The sequence below is a fragment of the Solidesulfovibrio sp. DCME genome (assembly GCF_049995385.1).
GTDB lineage: Bacteria > Desulfobacterota > Desulfovibrionia > Desulfovibrionales > Desulfovibrionaceae > Solidesulfovibrio.
Genome location: NZ_CP188261.1, coordinates 2,769,337 through 2,785,129, shown reverse-complemented (window position 1 = coordinate 2,785,129; position 15,793 = coordinate 2,769,337). Strand labels below are relative to the sequence as shown.

General features: G+C 65.9%; 20 protein-coding genes. 2 read left to right on the top strand and 18 right to left on the bottom strand.

The features are described 5' to 3' along the window. Position 1: 1 nt before the first annotated feature. A complete protein-coding gene (locus ACP59X_RS12150; RefSeq protein ID WP_428558594.1) occupies positions 2–655 on the top strand; it encodes a BRCT domain-containing protein in 654 nt (217 codons plus the stop codon). A gap of 9 nt (positions 656–664) precedes the next feature. After that, positions 665–1,219, top strand: a complete 555-nt coding sequence (locus ACP59X_RS12145) for a hypothetical protein (protein WP_428558592.1) — start codon at positions 665–667, stop codon at positions 1,217–1,219. Here ACP59X_RS12145 and ACP59X_RS12140 read toward each other — a convergent pair. The 18 genes from ACP59X_RS12140 to ACP59X_RS12055 form a co-directional block, all read right to left on the bottom strand. Next, positions 1,171–1,596 (bottom strand): hypothetical protein, encoded by a 426-nt coding sequence (locus ACP59X_RS12140; protein WP_428558590.1) that lies wholly within the window; start codon positions 1,594–1,596, stop codon positions 1,171–1,173. The two genes, ACP59X_RS12145 and ACP59X_RS12140, sit on opposite strands and share 49 nt — an antisense overlap. Before the next feature lie 9 nt (positions 1,597–1,605). Beyond that, entirely contained in the window at positions 1,606–1,998 is a 393-nt protein-coding gene (locus ACP59X_RS12135; RefSeq protein WP_428558588.1) for a type II toxin-antitoxin system HicB family antitoxin, read from the bottom strand. A gap of 54 nt (positions 1,999–2,052) precedes the next feature. After that, entirely contained in the window at positions 2,053–2,244 is a 192-nt protein-coding gene (locus tag ACP59X_RS12130; protein WP_428558586.1) for a type II toxin-antitoxin system HicA family toxin, read from the bottom strand. 149 nt (positions 2,245–2,393) lie between these two features. Next, positions 2,394–2,726, bottom strand: coding sequence for a hypothetical protein (locus ACP59X_RS12125; protein WP_428558584.1), 333 nt, complete (start codon positions 2,724–2,726; stop codon positions 2,394–2,396). Beyond that, a complete protein-coding gene (locus ACP59X_RS12120; RefSeq protein ID WP_428558581.1) occupies positions 2,687–3,649 on the bottom strand; it encodes a putative holin in 963 nt (320 codons plus the stop codon). The genes ACP59X_RS12125 and ACP59X_RS12120 overlap by 40 nt, the downstream gene beginning before the upstream one ends. Before the next feature lies 1 nt (position 3,650). Next, a complete protein-coding gene (locus ACP59X_RS12115; protein WP_428558579.1) occupies positions 3,651–3,950 on the bottom strand; it encodes a hypothetical protein in 300 nt (99 codons plus the stop codon). A 74-nt stretch (positions 3,951–4,024) separates the two neighbouring features. Then, positions 4,025–4,495, bottom strand: a complete 471-nt coding sequence (locus tag ACP59X_RS12110; RefSeq protein ID WP_428558577.1) for a DUF2190 family protein — start codon at positions 4,493–4,495, stop codon at positions 4,025–4,027. Between the two features lie 24 nt (positions 4,496–4,519). After that, a complete protein-coding gene (locus ACP59X_RS12105) occupies positions 4,520–6,583 on the bottom strand; it encodes a prohead protease/major capsid protein fusion protein (protein WP_428558575.1) in 2,064 nt (687 codons plus the stop codon). Beyond that, positions 6,580–8,082, bottom strand: coding sequence for a phage portal protein (locus tag ACP59X_RS12100; protein WP_428558573.1), 1,503 nt, complete (start codon positions 8,080–8,082; stop codon positions 6,580–6,582). Before ACP59X_RS12100 ends, ACP59X_RS12105 begins: the two co-directional genes overlap by 4 nt. Further along, positions 8,082–8,300, bottom strand: coding sequence for a hypothetical protein (locus tag ACP59X_RS12095; protein WP_428558571.1), 219 nt, complete (start codon positions 8,298–8,300; stop codon positions 8,082–8,084). The genes ACP59X_RS12100 and ACP59X_RS12095 overlap by 1 nt, the downstream gene beginning before the upstream one ends. A gap of 138 nt (positions 8,301–8,438) precedes the next feature. Next, a complete protein-coding gene (locus tag ACP59X_RS12090; protein WP_428558569.1) occupies positions 8,439–8,624 on the bottom strand; it encodes a helix-turn-helix domain-containing protein in 186 nt (61 codons plus the stop codon). Beyond that, positions 8,624–10,066 carry a terminase gpA endonuclease subunit gene (locus tag ACP59X_RS12085; RefSeq protein WP_428558567.1) on the bottom strand — a complete coding sequence of 481 codons (1,443 nt, stop codon included), beginning with the start codon at positions 10,064–10,066 and terminating at the stop codon, positions 8,624–8,626. Before ACP59X_RS12085 ends, ACP59X_RS12090 begins: the two co-directional genes overlap by 1 nt. Before the next feature lie 463 nt (positions 10,067–10,529). Continuing rightward, positions 10,530–12,119 (bottom strand): DNA cytosine methyltransferase, encoded by a 1,590-nt coding sequence (locus ACP59X_RS12080; RefSeq protein ID WP_428558565.1) that lies wholly within the window; start codon positions 12,117–12,119, stop codon positions 10,530–10,532. Between the two features lie 363 nt (positions 12,120–12,482). After that, positions 12,483–13,661 (bottom strand): DNA primase family protein, encoded by a 1,179-nt coding sequence (locus ACP59X_RS12075; protein WP_428558563.1) that lies wholly within the window; start codon positions 13,659–13,661, stop codon positions 12,483–12,485. Positions 13,662–13,891: 230 nt separating this feature from the next. Then, positions 13,892–14,362 (bottom strand): hypothetical protein, encoded by a 471-nt coding sequence (locus ACP59X_RS12070; RefSeq protein WP_428558561.1) that lies wholly within the window; start codon positions 14,360–14,362, stop codon positions 13,892–13,894. 60 nt (positions 14,363–14,422) lie between these two features. Continuing rightward, a complete protein-coding gene (locus ACP59X_RS12065; RefSeq protein ID WP_428558559.1) occupies positions 14,423–14,722 on the bottom strand; it encodes a hypothetical protein in 300 nt (99 codons plus the stop codon). 93 nt (positions 14,723–14,815) lie between these two features. Continuing rightward, positions 14,816–15,007 carry a hypothetical protein gene (locus tag ACP59X_RS12060; RefSeq protein ID WP_428558557.1) on the bottom strand — a complete coding sequence of 64 codons (192 nt, stop codon included), beginning with the start codon at positions 15,005–15,007 and terminating at the stop codon, positions 14,816–14,818. A 94-nt stretch (positions 15,008–15,101) separates the two neighbouring features. Beyond that, on the bottom strand, positions 15,102–15,761 hold the full coding sequence (locus ACP59X_RS12055) for a hypothetical protein (RefSeq protein WP_428558555.1): 660 nt from the start codon (positions 15,759–15,761) through the stop codon (positions 15,102–15,104). Positions 15,762–15,793: the final 32 nt, after the last annotated feature.

Genomic DNA, 15,793 nt, shown 5'->3' with positions numbered 1-15,793 from the left:
CATGTCCTTCACGTTCGACCCCGACATCGACCTTGACGACTACGGGCAGCCTAAAAGCCGCGCTCTCAACGCCACCATCGTCAAAAGGAGGAATGTCAACGAACTCATCGGGATATGCAAGGGGCTCATCGCCGACAAGATTGTGAATGACGATGAGGCGAGATTTCTTCAGGACTGGCTCGAAGAGAATAAGGACGTCATCGCCTGCTGGCCGGGGAACGTGCTGTACGCCCGCGTGTACGAGTACCTCCGGGACGGCGTCATCACGCCTCTGGAGCGCGAGGACCTCTTCCGCCTGCTTCGCGAGTTTTCCGGCCTCATCCCGGGCCGGGTCGACCTCCGGGCCGCCACGGCCATCCCTTTCGACACCCCTCCCCCGCAAATCTTGTACGAAAACCGCACCTTCGTACTGACCGGCCGGTTTGCCTACGGCACGCGAGAGCAATGCATCGACGCCATCCACGACTTGTGCGGCTGGGTTCGGCCCGCCGTTCTCGCGGAAACAGACTATGTGGTGGTCGGCACACTGGCCAGCCGAGACTGGGCCTGCGGCTCGTACGGTCGCAAGATCGAGACGGCCATGTTTTGGAAGGAGAAAGGCAGGGAGATCGCCATCGTCTCCGAAGATCATTGGGTTGAGAGTCTGACGATCTAAGGTCCGCCAATGGAAAACTCGACGACTTACCGCTGTCCCGGTTGCAAGGTAGAATTCAATGTCGAGGACATCGCCGGCAAGGACACCTGTCCGGTTTGCGGTAGGCCGTTCTTTGAATCGGGCCTGGGCATGGGCGCTCCCCCTCTCCTCGGTGACCGGAAGCCAGCGAAAACCCCTCAATGGGTTTATTGGGGTATCGCAGTGGTGATGTTTGGCATGACCTACCTGAGCCACTCCTTGGATCGCGAGGTCAAAAAGACCACCAACCCATCACCTGTAAGGGAAAAGACACTCGGCGACGCCCTGGAGACGGGATCGATTTGCCGAACCATGGGAGGGCACTTCTTTTCGCTGACGGAAAATGGGCTCGCCCAATTATACAGGATGCACGCGCAAGGGGATAAAGTCGCCCTATACAAAGCGATGGACTTGCACGGGAATGGCATCCTCGCCCCAGGGAAAGAGGTTTACATCGACGAGTCGGGCTGGTCCGTGATCCGTATACGGCCCCGTGGTCAAACGGCGGTTTTCTGGACCGTCCGGGAAGCTGTCGACTGCAAATGACACCTTTTCTCCCCCCAGGGTTTGGCCCGCGGATTGGCCGGCGGCCGGCCCGGCAGGTCGTAGCGGGCGCCGGCCAGGCGCAGGCGGCCTAAGGCGAGGAGCTGGCGCACCGTGCGCGGCCGGACGCCCGGCGCCACGTCGAGCTGCAACCACAGCAACCCCTCGTAGCGCGCCACCACGCGGCGGATGCGCGCCCGCATCTCGGGCCGCTCGCAATCGTTAAAGTGATACGTGAGGTTTCCGTCTCCACCGACGGAAACCGTTACGCTTTTCGTGGCCAGCCAGGCCAGGGGGTCGAAGAGGGGGTCGGTCATGGCGGCAGGATAGACGCGGCGCAGGAAAAGCGAAAGCCCCGTTCTCCCGGGGCTTTCGCTCATGTCATCCGATCACGCCAGACTTGCAAGAAAAGCCCTGGCCGCCGAGGCCAGGAACCCGGATCGGGTCATGCCTTCCTTCCTGGCCGCCGCGTCCACGTCCTGAAGCAACCGCTTGTTGATCGAGACGTTGATACGGACCGGCGGCGACTCCTCCAACGGGCCGGACGGCACCAGGGCCACGCGCACGCCCGACGGGGCGTCGAGCGCCGCAAGGGCGGAAGGGACGGGGATTTCCTCCCCGTCTTCGCGCAAGACCTCCAGATGGCCGGTCAACGCGTCGGACGCCCGGGCCATGGCCTGGAGTTCGTCGTCCCCCTGGGTGAAACACCCGGGCAAATCAGGAAAGGAAACCACGACGTGGCCGCCTTCGCCGTCCTCAAAAAAAGCCGGATAAATGACCATAGCCTCTCCGTTTATCGCTCCCGCGCAAGACGCGGGGGCTTTCGCCCCCGGCCCTCATCGCAGTTTCATCCCGGCTTGCTTCTCAATCTTTTTGAGCAGCGTTACGTCAATATCTTTCACGGGGTCGGGGACCGTCACTTTGCCGGGCTTTTCGGGATGCTTCAGGTGGACATGGTCGCCTTTTGTCGCTCGCACATACCACCCGGCATCCTTGAGCCTCTTGAGGATATCCTTGCTGCTTGGCATCTCCTCCCTTCCCGTTCGTCGTGAGAAATAAATACACATTTTTTGTGTATTGGTCAAGCAAAAATAAGTAATTTTTGTGTAAAAAAAAGGGGGAAGGACCCCATACCCCCTCCCCTTTTTTTGTCCAGAAAAAGGCTACGGATGCCGCCCTACCCCGGCCAGGCCGCCCCGTCCCGGGCGGCGAGGATGCCGGCCAGGCCCGGGGCGGCGTCCACGGCCTTCTTGGCGGCCAGGCGGGCGCGCTCCAGGGCGCGGCCGTAGACGCGCCAGGCGGCCGCCGCCCGCATGACCGCCTGGGCCACGCCGGTGGCCGTGTCGGCCGTGATGCCGACCTCGTTGTAAAGGTCCGGATAGTCCGCTTCCTGCGGGAATTCGTCCTGCAGAAACGCTTCGGCCTGGGCCTCCTTGGCCAGGTAGGCCGCCATCTGGCCGGCACCGGGCGTCAGCACGGCGTTGCGCCGCCGCTCGGCCTCGGCGTCCACGCCATTCCGGGCCGCCGTCCGGGCCGCATCGCGGTCGACCACCCAGGCCTGGCCCGGCTCCACCGCCATACTGTCCGGCACGGTGAGGGCAAGGCAGCCGGCATACCCGGGGACGCCGGATATGTCTCCCGGACCACGGCGGCGTCGGCGGCAGGCACGGCACAGCGGCAGGCCAGCAGCCGCTCGACGGGCGTGTGGTCGAGGACGTCGCAGCGGCAGGGAACAAGCCGCGCGACGGCGGCCGGCACGGCGCTGCGGCAGGCGACCGGGCGCGTGATCCAGCCCGGCACGGCGCTGCGGCAAGAAAAAAGCCGCTCCACGGGCAGGGCGCAGCGTGCGGCCAAAAGCCGGCCCGTCCAGACACCACAGCGGCAGGCGACGAGGCGCGACACGCCGCGCTCGGCCACGGGCACGGCCGGAACCGGGAACGTGGCCGAGAAGGCGGCCGAGGGCGCCATCACCCCCGGCGAGCCGGACAGGAACAGCCGGCGCCGGGCAAGCAACTGCCAGCGGTTGGCCTCAATGGCGCGTATTTCCGAGTCGGATAGGGGCTTTTTCTCGGCCCGCCAGTCAGCGGCGGCCAGGAACGAATCCGGCCGGGCGTAGGGAAAGCACCAGCGGTCGAGCCAGTAGCCGAGGTAGCCGGCCACCGAGACCAGGGCCAGCTTGTAGGCGGCCACGGGCAGTTGCGCCGGCGACAGCACGGTCACGCCGGCCACGGACAGGCAGGCCAGGAACAGGCAGGCGAGCATGCGCGGCGTCAGGCGCGCGAACAGCGGTGCCTTGGCGGCCGCCGGCGCGGGCAGCGGCGAGGCCGGCGCGGCGGCCGCCTGGATCTTTTCGTCGATGAGGCCCGCGAGCATCTCGCGGAAGTCGGCCATGGTGTCGGGCGCGGCGGCCTTGGTTTCGGGATTCTCGGCCATGTCATTCTCCCCTGGGGGTTTCGTTGAGGATGTTCGCCTTGACTTCCGGCGGCATGTCCCGGTCATGGACGACCAGGGCGCGCATCATGCGGAACAGAGTCTGCGTCCGGTCCTTGATGTCCTGGCGCAGTTCGACGTGGCCGTCCTGGACGGCCTTGAGCGTGGCGCAGACGTTGGCCCGCCGCTCTTCGCACGTGTCGTGGCTGACGTAGTTGCGTTTGGTCAGCGCATGGGTGACCAGCGCGACCAGCAACGACAGGAACCCGGCGACAGCGGCGGCCTCGAGGGGCGTAAACGTCACGTGCACACTCCTTTCCTCCCGGGACGGCCGTGACAGCGGCCGCCCAGGAAGGTGTCCGTCCAGGACTTTTCTCGCTATTCGGACTCCATCAGGCCCAGGGAAATGAGCTTATCGCGAAGGCCGTTGACGGACGCGGCGATGGCCGTGCCGTTGGCGTCGTTGGCCAGGTCGGCCTGATGCGCGACGGGGGTGTTGTGGACCAGGCCAAGGCAGACCCGGATCGTCGTGTCGGTCTCGGCCGCCGCCTCGAAGGCAAATCCGGCCGGAGTGTTCCCGGACGCCACCGTGGTGACGGCGCCTGTCCCGGCAGTCCCGCCCAACGGGTCGCCGTCGGCATCGAAATACACGGGCTGTCCCTGGGTGATGGCCCCGGTTTTTTTGGGGAGGCTGAAAACCCCCTTCATCTCCAAAATGCCGGAGTCTCCGGCGGCGATATCGCCACAGGCCACGCCGACGCGGGTGCCCACCACAACGGGCTGGCCGGACGCGACCGCTTCCGAAATGGAGAACTTGAGCCTGTCCCCGGACTGGATATAGTTTTTCATGTCAATCCCCCTTCGCCGGCGGCCTTACGCGCCGGGGTTCTTGTTCATGGTGCGCCAGTCCAGGGCCTTGGCGCCGGCTTCCAGCCGGACCTTGTATTCCGTGCCGTCCACGCTCCAGCCCTGCCGCGTCTCCATGTAGGGTTCGCGCTGGCCGTTGAGGAAAAAGAGCTTCACGGTGGTGCCCTTGGCCCCGGCCGTGTACCAGGCGGTCAGGGAGTCGTCGTCGAGGCGCGGCTCGTAGACGCGCACGATCCGCTCGCCGTACCAGGGGTTGGTCAGGTTCGGCTGGTTGGCGACGCCGCCGATGTACTGGGTCATGAAAAACTGCTCGGTGGCGGTCTTGTTGGAGACGGCCCGCAGCAGGAAGCGCACCGGGATATTGAGGCGGCGCTTGCCGCGAAGGTCCTTTTGCAGGGCCATGGCCGTTTCGGCCGCGCCCAGGCTGGCCACGGTGATGTCGGCGGCGGACAGCAGGTTGGCGTGCTTGGAGTGGAACAGGGCGTACCCGTCGCCCATGGCCGCGTTGGCGATGATGACACCGTAGGCGATGTCGCCGATCTTGCGCGCGGCGGCCTCCCCGTGGTTGCGCGGCACGTCGGTGATGACGCCCAGGTCGTCGTTGATGATGGCCTCGCGCGAAATGGCGAAAAGCTTCCCGTACTTGGCGATCTTGTACGTTTCCTTGGTTTCGTCCTGGGAGCCGTAGGTGTATTCGCCGCTCTCGGGGATCTCCTCCAGGTCGTCGGACTCGCCGGCCCGGGCCATGGTGTGGATCTTGAAATCCGAGACCGAGCCCGAGTCGTCCACCCAGACGAGGTAGGTCTCGTTGGCGGCCTGATAGCCGGCCATGAGCGACCGGTTGGCCGTGCCCACCAGCAGCGTGGGCAGGTCGGACGTGGTCAGGGCGCGGCCGACCATTTCCATGGCGTTGGCCGGGATCCGCACGCCGGCCATGCGCAGGGATTCGCGGCAGGCCTCGCGCAGGGTCAGGCCGCGCAGGTCCTGGGCCCCGGGCGCGGGCTTTTCGATGGCGAACCCGGCCCGCAGGGCCAGGGCGTCGCCCATGGCGGCGCGGAACTTGTCGCGCTCGTCCGCGACCATGTCCACGGCGGTGAAGCCCGGGCCCTTGGCGCGCTGCCCGGCCACGTGGTCCAGCACCTTCTGGCGCGCCTTATCCAGGCTGTCACCCTCCCTGACGCAGGACTCGGCCAGTTCGGCGCAGCCGAAACGCTTGCCCATGGCCAGAATTTCCATGGTCCGTTGCCGTTCCTGTCCGGCACCCTCGGCGCGCGTGCCTTCGTTGCCGGCGTCGGCGGAAGGGCCGGCGGCGCCGGCCGCATCGCCGGCCGGCGGCTGGCCGTTCAAGCCGTTGCCATCGACGCCGCCCAGGGCCCGGGCCTCCAGCGTTTCCAGGAACGCCCAGGCCTCGTCCTCGGTGGCGGCGGCGGGGAGCCCGCGGGACTCCAGGATTTCACGCAACCGTTTGTTCATGTCCTCACTCCTTGCGGCCCCCCGGGCCTTGGCGTTGGGGTCGGCCCCGATGGGGCAGACCGAAAGTTCTCCCGGCTCCCAGTCCGTGGCCACGATCGCGGGGCCGGAAATCGTTTTCCCGTCGACGACGGCGGTTTTCCCCGCCTCGACGCGCGTATAGGCGGCGATGCGGTAGCCGAGCGAAAAATCCGTCAGGTGGCCTTCCTTGAGTTTCACGAACGCGCTTTCCCCCTCGGGTTGGCTCGTGAAGACCGCCCGGCCGACCAACTGGTCCCCCTCGACGCGCATTTCCTTGAAACTGCCCACCACGGACGACGTGCCGTAGCGGGAATGGCTGTCGAGCAGCACCACGCGGTTCGTCTCCGGGATGCGGCAACCGGACATGGTCAGGATCTCGGGAACATACCCGCCCAGCGCGTAATCATATGTGCGGACCTGGTCGGTCTCGGTGGCCCCGACCACTTCCACGGACCGCTCGGCCTCGTTCAAGGTGCTGGGCTTGCCGCCGGCGTCGAGGCGCACGGACAGGGACCGCGTGCGCAGATTCTCGGGTTCCCCGGCGGCGCGCGTCCGCCACGTTCCGGATTGCTTGCTCATTGCGTGAGGCTCCTTGCCTTGCGGTCGGCCTCCTCGGCCGTGTCCGGGTCTATGGCGGCCGGATTCCCGGCCAGGGCCGTGGACGTAGCGGCCTGGCTGAAATCGAGGCCGCGCTCGGCGCACATGGCTTTCCAGTCCTTGAGCTGGTCCAGGACTTCCTCGGGGTCGTCGCCGCGTTCCAGGATGATCTGCTGCGGGCTCCTGAGCCCGACCTTGATGGCCTCGATATTGGCCTTGAATTCCCGGAGCGGATCGATTTCCGGCATGCCGGCGGGTATCCAGACGCCGCGCTGGAACCGCAGCGGCTTACGGAAGTATCCGGGCAGGAAGCCGGGATCGGCCAGGGCTTCCATTTCCAGCCAGCCGGCAAACACCGGGCGGCAGAAGTGCAGCACCTTGCGGCGCTGCTTGGGGGCGAGCATCTGGCGGAAGTCGTTCCGGATGCCGCGCAAATTGGTGTAGGAAAGCCCGGAGTAGTCCCCGGAAAGGAGTTCGTAGGGCAGGTCCTGGGTGATGGAGACCATACGCAGCACGAAGCGGTAGAAGGCCTCGAAGGCTCCGCTCGGCCGGTCGTTGGTCTGGAAGTTGATTTCCTCGCCGGGCCGCAGGTATTCGATGATGGCGTCCTGCAGGTTCTCCAGGGCCGGGCCGCCGGAACCTGCCGCCGTGCCGTCCAGGCGGGCGGCCTGGAAAGCCGCCGGGTCGGGCGACTTGACGAAGCCCAGCCACTTGGCCGCGATCTTGGCCGCGCCCACCTCGGCGCTGATGTAGTCGTCCAGGTCGCGGGCGATGAGCAAGGAGGCGGCGAAGTCGGACACCCCGCGTAACTGCCCGGGGCGCAAGGTGCGGAAGTCGTGGATGACCAGCGAGGCGTCCACGCGCGTGGGATTGCCGTAGCCTTCGTCGCAGAAATGGTAGGCCGCGCGCTCGCCGGTCAGGGGGTCGTACTCCACGCCCTGGCGCACTTCATTGCCGGCTTCGGCCCGCGCGCCCCAGTCGCCCAGGCGTTCGGACTCCACGAACTGCAGCGCGAACGGATGGCGCCCCGGCCGCCTGGGGCTGCGGACGATGGCGATGTATTCGCCGGACTCGGCGTCCTGGCGCTGGGCAAGCTGTTGCAGTTCGTGGAAATGGAGCTTGCCCGAGACGTCGGCCTCGTCCATCCAGGCGGCGAAACGGTCCTCGATCTGCTGGCGCAGGGCCTTGGCCGGCGTCCCGTCCGGAAGCGTGACCCGGGACTGGAAGCGGATGCCCGTGCCCACGATGAAGGTGACAAGGTTGTTGACGGCGCGGTGGAACGGCGCGAAGTCGCGCACCATCTGGCGCGTGCGCTGCCGCAGCACCGGGGCCGAGGCGGCGATCAGGTCGTTGACGCGCAGGTTCGCCGGCATCCAGTCGCCGATGAGGCGGCCGGCCTGGGCCGCGGCGTAGCGCCGCTTGCGAAGGGCCTGCCGCTCCCGTCTGCGACGGATGAGCCAGTCGGACCAGGCGGCGAACATCAGCCGCGCCCCCCGTTGCGGGCATAGGTGCGACCGAAGTAGCTCTTGGACTCGCTGGCGGCCTTGGCCTCGACGAATTCCAACGCGGCCAGGAACTCCTGGGGCGTGTGGTATTCGATGCGGCTGTCGTCGACAGCGTAGCTTTTCAAACGCCACTTGCCCGAGGCGAAATCGGCGCGCATGGTGTCGCGCAGTGCCGTCCAGGTGGTGAATGCCACGGTCCCCCCTTCTTTCGAGAGGACCGTAACCCCGGTTTTTTAGCCCTTTTGGTAGATTTTGGCAGATTGCGGCAAACAGGGCTTAGATTTCGGCAAACGTGGCATTTTTTCGGTTGACAAGATTTTTGGCAAAAAATCTCATGCCGCGGCGTCCGCGATTTTCCGCCGCCGCCACTCGTCGATCATCTCCGTGTCCGAGGTCCATTCCCCCCGGATTTTCTTTGCCGGCAACCCCCCTTCGCGGATCAGCTTCAACACCGTCGGCTCGGAACGGCCAATATACGCGCACAGCGCCTGCATTCCCGATAGTCTTGTCCCGTGCATCACCATCTCCGTCGCTGGGGTTGGGGTTGCGCGACCGGGGCCGGCCGCTCGCGGATCGTTTCCCCGGCCGCCGCGCGCGCCAGCAGTTGCAGCCCCGGCGTCCATTCCGGGGCGGCGCAGGCGGCGGCCAGCATCTCGCAGTCGAGCAGGTGATTGTCGCGGTGCGTCTGCCGCCAGATTTGCTTGCCGCGCACCGTCACCAGTTCCTCAGCCGCAATCTGGCGGGCGTAATCCTCGCCCGTTTCGGCGTGCAGCCGCATGGGCTGCACCGCGTCCGGGGCCAGACGCACATGGATGAGCCGCTTGAAATAGTCCGTGTCCAGGATGTGCAGCACCAGCCCGCCGGGGATGGGCTTGCCCGAGCGCGGCAGGCGGTCTATGGGCGTGCGCTTGACCGGCGAAAGCTGCGCGTGGCTCGCGCCCTTGCAGGCGAAGATCTTGCCCAGGCCGTGGGCGCGCACCCATTGGTAGGCCTCCTCGGTGCGCGTCCAGACCTGGTCGTCGGTCTCGCCGCCGCCCGTGTCCAGACCGGCGCGCCAGATGCCCTTAACCGCGCCGGCTTCTCCCTCCACGGGCCAGGTCGCCTCGAAGCACAGCCGGCGCACGTCGTCGAAATCCGGCACATAGCCGTAATCCACCAGCCAGCTTTCCAGGGTGTCGGCCCAGGCCCGGACCGCGAACCACAAGCCGCGCTTTTGCAGGTCGAAGCCGGCCGTGAGCGCCACAGCCGCCGCCGGCACCACCCGCGGCGCAAGCCCGGCCACGCGCGCGTCGAGCACCCGCTCCCAGCTCGTCTTGATGGCCGTGCGGGCGTGCGGCTCGGCCAGCATGTTGTTGAAAAACGACTGCCACAGGCGCGGATCGGCCTTGGCCTCCAGAAACGCGGCCGCGATCTCGGACAGAGATACAAACGGGGAAGCCAGCGCCGGCAGATGGAACCCCACCGAGCGCGGCCGGTGCACGGCCGTGGTCGGCAGGAACTGCCGCGTGCCCTCGTCCCAGCGCACGGGTCGCCAGGAGCCACAGCGCACGGCCCTGTCCCGGGCGTGGTCCGTCATGTGGTATCTGCAGTGCTCGCACTCGTAGCGCGCGGCCTTGTCCTGGCGCATGACCTTGGGGTCGCGCACGCCCCGGAACTTGATCTGCGCAAAGCGCATGAACTGCTCGGCCCCGCAGGCCGGGCAGATGATCGCCCGGGCCCGGATCTCCATGCAGGCGAGCAGCGCATTCCAGATGCTGGACTCCTCGCCGCCCAGGCGCGCGGCCTGCTCGTGGGCCGCGCGATAAAACGGCATTAGGCAGTCCTCGCAGTAGCTCCCGCGCGAAACCCAGCGCCGGCCGAGCGCCGGGCAGACGATGGCTGCGGGCCGGCCGCCCTTGCCCTCGACGATGCCGTACAGGATGGCCAGGGCATCGCGCGGCGCGCCGGAAGGATCACGCACGCAGAACCATCTCTTGTTCGACCGGTCCGGCGGGCACGGCGGAATAGTCAAATCCGGTTCCGGCGAAGCCGCTTCCGGTTTTGGCAAATCCGAAACCGGTTTCGCGGCCGCCTCGGCTGAGCCGAACAAGGTGCCCTGGCCAGGGTTCGGGGAGCGGCGGCGGGTCACAAATCCCCCACGAGAGTCGCAGGGTCGGCCAACCCTCCAATCGCTTTGTAAATACGTTGCAATCTTTCCAAGTCACGGCACAACCTGATGGCCGGTGCCAGCACGGAACAACCACGCGCATGTTCGGGCTCGATCTCTGAGAAGTCGGGTGGATACGAGTAATTACGGGAGGGTAGAGACTCCCACGAGCTGGTTGCCGTCGAGAACAAATCGGAGGGCTGTTGGGGGCCTATCGCATTCAACATGGCAATACGGGCACAGGCTGTGCTGCAAAATATTTGTGAAGATCCTCTTGTCATGCCGCCTCCACCAGCGCCATGTCGGCGCAATTCGCCGCCACAAGGACTTCGGCCAGGAGCGGGCTGACACTGTTGCCGCAGGCTGCGGTTTGCGCATATTTCGGGAGCGGCTTGCCGTTATAGAACAGGTCGATCACGTAGTCCGGCGGGAATCCCTGGGCCAGGAACAGTTCCCGGGGCGTGAGCATCCGCAAGCCGATGTCCGCGATGACCCAGGGTTCGCCGCGAACCGTCACAAGGCCGAAGCGGTCCACGGCCGTCACGGTGTGCAGCGGCGCGCGCACGTCCTGGCCGACGGCTGTGCCGAAATACTTGACGAGGAAGGCCCGGACCTCCCCCACGTGGTAGCCGCCGGCCGTCACGGTCGGCAGAGGCTCGGTGACGGCCTGGCCGTCCCGGCAGGTGCCGCGCAACTTGAGCAGGTACGAGGTAACGAGTCCGGACTTGCCGCCGCCGTCGGCCATTACCGTGCCAAGGGGATCACCCGCAGAAGAACCGATCGAACATCCGAAGTGGCGCACGATATGGGCGGCGCAGACGGAATGATGGTCCACGGTCGTGACCGTGCCCAGGGGCGCGCCCATCTCCTGGCCGACCACGCCGCCGTAGTGCTTGAGCAGGCAGGCAGCCGCCACGGCGTGCTTGCCGCCACCGGCGACGACGGTGCCCAGCGGCTTCCCCATGTCGAGCGCGCGGGGAGACTGCCCGGGACGTTCGCCGTAGCCGGTCTGGATCAGTGTAGCGGCGGCCAGCATCTGGTTGCCGCCCGTGGTCACGGTCGCCAGCGGATCGGCCGCGCCGGCGGGCGCATGGCCGGTGGTGTTGGTGACAAGGGTCGGGACGGCAAGGGCAAACTGGCCGCCCTTGGTCCCTGCGGTGATGGTACGCAACGGCTCGCCCACGGGCTGCACACGAACCCGGCCGTTATAGTGCTCGATCGGGACGATGAACGGCTCGGCCGCCTCGATCACGTACCGGCGGATGCCTTCGGCAATGCGGCGCAGGGTGTTTTCGGCCAGCGGCCGGGCCCGCTCGAAGATGGACGGACACGGAATGGACCAATCGATGATGTCCGCCGCCGTGCGGTACGGCTGCGGCCGGCCCGGGCCGTGGGTTGGCTTGGGCCAGACGATGGGGCGGCCGTCGCGGCGGGCGATGAGGAAGAACCGCTTGCGGATGGTCGGCGCGCCGTAGTCACAGGCCCGCAGCTCCCGGTGCTGCACCTTGTAGCCGAGCCTCCGGAGCTCGCGCAGCCACTGCCGGAACGTCTCGCCCTCGCGGCCCCTGATGATCTCGCCCCGGTCGTTGAGCGGCCCCCAGGTCACGAACTCTTCGACGTTTTCCAGGATGATGACGCGCGGCCGGGCCTGCTTGGCCCATTTGACCACGGCCCAGGCGAGGTCGCGGATCTTCGCGTCCCGCTTGGGCGCGCCGCCCTTGGCCTTGGAAAAGTGCGTGCAGTCCGGCGATGCCCACAGCAGGCCGACCGGCCGGCCCCGGGTGACGTGGTTCGGCTCGACCGAAAAGATGTCCTGGCAGTAGTGCACGCTGCCGGGATGATTGGCGCGGTGAATGGCCAGGGCCACCGGGTTTGCGGCACCAGTATGTTCCGGCCTCCCCCTGCTGGGGCCAGACATGGAACCGGTCTTCGCCCTCGCCGCAGGCCGGGCAATGGGATCCGGCGTACTCGTCGCCTCGCTTGGCGGACGAACCGATCTTCTTGAGCAGGATGCCGCCGCCGTATTCGGTGACAAGATCCAGGATGTTCGCCATGGGGAGCCCTCCGGGGAGCCTCTAAATCCTGTATTTCTCTTCTATTATATTGTTTTTTTTATTCTTATTTTACATATAGAGTTTGGGGAGGATTGTTTGAACAAAGTGTGCGCACACGACAAAACGCAAAATAAAACTTTGTTTGAACATGCCTCCCTGCCTCCCTGCCTCCCCGGTTATGGCGACATTCCCTCCTGGGACGGCGTCAGGCGAAGACCGATAAACGTCGGTTTTCCATTGGATTTTATCTTCTGGAAACGCTTATCGACCCACTTGGAGAACCGGCCTTGCTTGGGAACCTTCTTGGGATCGGCGGAAATGTTGCGCTTGAACCAGCCCTCGAAGGCCTCGTAGAGGGTTGTCGAGGTGACGCGGAATTCCTGGCCGAGCTCGCAGCACTCGTCGAAGAAATCGGCCAGGTAGTCCTCGTCGCGACGGGCCTTTTCCACGGCGGCCCGGACCTCGTCCGGCGGGTTGAGGTTTTCCCGCTGCCACTCCAGGCAGCCGCGCACCATGTAGGCCAGGATGCCGGGCAGCTCGTCGAGCAGCTTCGCCGGCAGGTCGTTGTCCTGGCGGCGCTCGTTTTCCTCCTTGGGCTCGCGGTCCACGAAGGAAAGGCGGTGCTCCACCGCAAGGAATCGTTCCCAGAAAGCGAAGTCGCCGGAGGACGCGTGGGGCAGGTGGTTGGTGTAGTAGATGAGCTTGTGCGTGGGCAGGAACTTGGTGTTGCGCTTGTCGTGCGGATAGCGGCCGACGAGCGTGTCACCGCCGGACAGCCATTTGACCTTGGCCATGGAGAACCGGGCGTGCTCGTCCGTTTCCGAGGCCAACGCCAGGCGCATACCCTTGAGCTCCATGATGGCCGGGCTCGGCGCGTCGGCGCTACGCACGTTCTTGCCCTGGTCCAGCAGCATCTCGGACTGGATGGGTCCGCCGTAACTGCCCATGACGCGCATGGCCGTCTCGAACAGCGTGCCCTTGCCGTTGCGGCCCTGGCCGATGAAGACCGGGAGCTTGTGCTCCTTGATGAGCCCGGTCATGCAGTAGCCGAGCAGGCGGCGCACGAAGCCTATGACCCGCCCGTTGCCTTCGTAGATCGCGTGCACGAAGGCGTCCCAGGTCGGACAGGGAGCGTCGATGCCCCGCCACTCCACAGGAGAGGCGCGCAGGAGATAGTCCTCGGGCCGGCCGTCGCGCAGGGTTCCGGTGCGCAGGTCGAGGACGCCGTTGGCGCAGGCGAACAGCCAGGGGTCGCAATCCAGTTCGTCGCCCCGGATCTTGAGGCCTCCCGGGATCGTGTGGGCAAACTCGATGCAGGACTTCCCCGCCCGCTTCCAATTCACGGCGACGGGCATGCGGCGGCCGGCTGGCATGGTGGGATGATCGCCGCCTCATCCCTGCCGGTGTGACCTGCCCTTGTCGCCAGGCGTCTTCGGTTCCTCGCCTCCAGGCCGGGCCGGAGGGGGAGAGCCCGGCCGGAGACCTCTTGGGGGAGACTCCAGGGGGGGTGCCTGGAGGCGAGAAATCAAAGCACGTGGGCCAGGCAGGCGGGGCGGTATCACGCCGCCCCGCCCGGGATTGCCCTTTACTCCCCGCCGCCTTGCCCTGCCTCCAGCAGAGCGGGAACGTAGGGCTGGAAGCGCAGCGGATCGTACACGTCGGTCATAAACATGCCGTCGCGGAACCGGCCGATCCGTAGTGTTTCCCACGGCGCGTCCTTAGGCCCCGGCATCCCGTTGGGATCGAGCACCACGCCGAGCGCGCTCTCGCCCTCTCCTTCCCTCCCGAGCCTTTTGGCCTCCACGAGCTGCCCGGGCCGGAAGTCATGGGATCGGACGTACTCGGCATAAACCGCCCGGAGCCGCGCGGCCTGTTCCTCGCGCGAAGGCTCCGGGTTTTGCGGGCCGACGCGCATGCCCCCCATAATGACCGACCGCAACGTCGCCACGCCCACGGGTATCTGCACTTCGTCTTCACAGGCCTCGCCGGTTTCCCGCCCGTCCGTTTCCTGCCCCGTTCCGCCCGCCACGCCTTCCTGAATCTCCATGTCATCCATGCCTGTCTCCTTTGGGTCAGTTCGTGCGGCCCCAATCGGCCTTGCCACCCTTCGCCGTCCTCACCGGGCCGATGCTCCATCGCACCCGTGGCTGCCAACCACGTCATCGTCACCGGCCATGCCAGGACCAACACCAGCTTCCAGTCCATCGCCCTCCCCTTGCAGCTTGCGCCGCAGCAGCTCCCGGCAGTCTTCGCTGGCGGCATCGAGCTGCGCCACGAGCATGGACAGTTGGCCGGGATAGCGCACCAGGGGCGGCCGCGTGCTCTTCCCGGATTCGAAGTAGTCCTTGAGCAAGCGGAACATGAGGCGATAGAGCGCCACCCCGGCCGCGTCCTCGCGTTCAACCATGGTCAACATCGCGCCACCTCCTGGCCCGTATGAGCCACTCGATGCCGAAACACGCCCCAGCCGCCAGGAAACAGGCCGTCACGGCCGCCGCTTCGAGAAACGTCATTCCCTGTCCCCTTCCGGCAGGCTCCGCTCGATGCCGAAAAGCCGCCGTGGTTCCTCTTCCTCCGGCAGGATCAGCCGGTCCTGGATGTGGCGCACCGCGCCCAGCGCCCCCTGCATGGCCCGGCGGTCGATGCCGGCCAGATCCGGATGCTCCAGGCACCGTTCCATCTTGGCCAGGACCCCTTGCACTCGAATAATTCCATGCTCCCGACCTATGGCCAGAGGAAAGGGCTTGATCTCATTAACCGCGCGTCGCGGCACGCAACGATACCGGACGTAGCTGTTACATTGCACTATGGGAGACCAGGTCGAACGCGAATCGCCCGAAGCCTCCGCCACGAAATTGACCAAGCCCTTTCATCTGGCCATATTCCAGACATTGCTCGATGACGCTCCACTGGACTTCGCCATGGGGAAGAAGCCCTATCCAAACATGGAAGGAAACCCCGGCATTGATCAATTCCGAGGTGGCAAGACAGCTCATCGGACCGTCTTTGGTTATCCGCCGGAGAGGGCGCTTGAAAATCCCATTCGGCTCTTTCTGCAAAGGGATGATCCGAGGCCCGCAAAAGGCATAGCGCCCAAGTTTATTACGAAGCGCCGCGATGCCTTCTTTCGTTGATTTGGCCCTTTTGCCCGTCGCCTCGTACTGCACGATATCTTTCAGCGTATTCCCGGCTTCCTTGAGAAAACCGAGGAACTGATAGTCAAGGATTGAGCACCATCCGTCATTGTTGCGCAAAAAGACCGTCGTCCGTTCATCCACCCCCTCCGCAAGCGCCGGCAGCATGGCCATTTCTTCCATGCCTTCGACATCCGGCTCCGGCGCCCTGGCCGCCACCAGGTCCTGGTAGACCTGCCGTTGCGACGGGAGCGAACCCAGGATCGGTTCGACCAGGGTGATCTTGTAGGTGCGGTACTCGATACGATCGGAAAGCGACATGCGGGCCTCTTTTCTGTCTTTGGACTTCATTC

Coding starts and splice junctions, on each gene's coding strand:
- ACP59X_RS12150 (WP_428558594.1), top strand. CDS start 2: ATGTCCTTCACGTTCGACCCCGACATCGACCTTGACGACTACGGGCAG.
- ACP59X_RS12145 (WP_428558592.1), top strand. CDS start 665: ATGGAAAACTCGACGACTTACCGCTGTCCCGGTTGCAAGGTAGAATTC.
- ACP59X_RS12140 (WP_428558590.1), bottom strand. CDS start 1,596: ATGAGCGAAAGCCCCGGGAGAACGGGGCTTTCGCTTTTCCTGCGCCGC.
- ACP59X_RS12135 (WP_428558588.1), bottom strand. CDS start 1,998: ATGGTCATTTATCCGGCTTTTTTTGAGGACGGCGAAGGCGGCCACGTC.
- ACP59X_RS12130 (WP_428558586.1), bottom strand. CDS start 2,244: ATGCCAAGCAGCAAGGATATCCTCAAGAGGCTCAAGGATGCCGGGTGG.
- ACP59X_RS12120 (WP_428558581.1), bottom strand. CDS start 3,649: ATGGCCGAGAATCCCGAAACCAAGGCCGCCGCGCCCGACACCATGGCC.
- ACP59X_RS12110 (WP_428558577.1), bottom strand. CDS start 4,495: ATGAAAAACTATATCCAGTCCGGGGACAGGCTCAAGTTCTCCATTTCG.
- ACP59X_RS12105 (WP_428558575.1), bottom strand. CDS start 6,583: ATGAGCAAGCAATCCGGAACGTGGCGGACGCGCGCCGCCGGGGAACCC.
- ACP59X_RS12100 (WP_428558573.1), bottom strand. CDS start 8,082: ATGTTCGCCGCCTGGTCCGACTGGCTCATCCGTCGCAGACGGGAGCGG.
- ACP59X_RS12090 (WP_428558569.1), bottom strand. CDS start 8,624: ATGCACGGGACAAGACTATCGGGAATGCAGGCGCTGTGCGCGTATATT.
- ACP59X_RS12075 (WP_428558563.1), bottom strand. CDS start 13,661: ATGCCCGTCGCCGTGAATTGGAAGCGGGCGGGGAAGTCCTGCATCGAG.
- ACP59X_RS12070 (WP_428558561.1), bottom strand. CDS start 14,362: ATGGATGACATGGAGATTCAGGAAGGCGTGGCGGGCGGAACGGGGCAG.
- ACP59X_RS12065 (WP_428558559.1), bottom strand. CDS start 14,722: ATGTTGACCATGGTTGAACGCGAGGACGCGGCCGGGGTGGCGCTCTAT.
- ACP59X_RS12055 (WP_428558555.1), bottom strand. CDS start 15,761: ATGTCGCTTTCCGATCGTATCGAGTACCGCACCTACAAGATCACCCTG.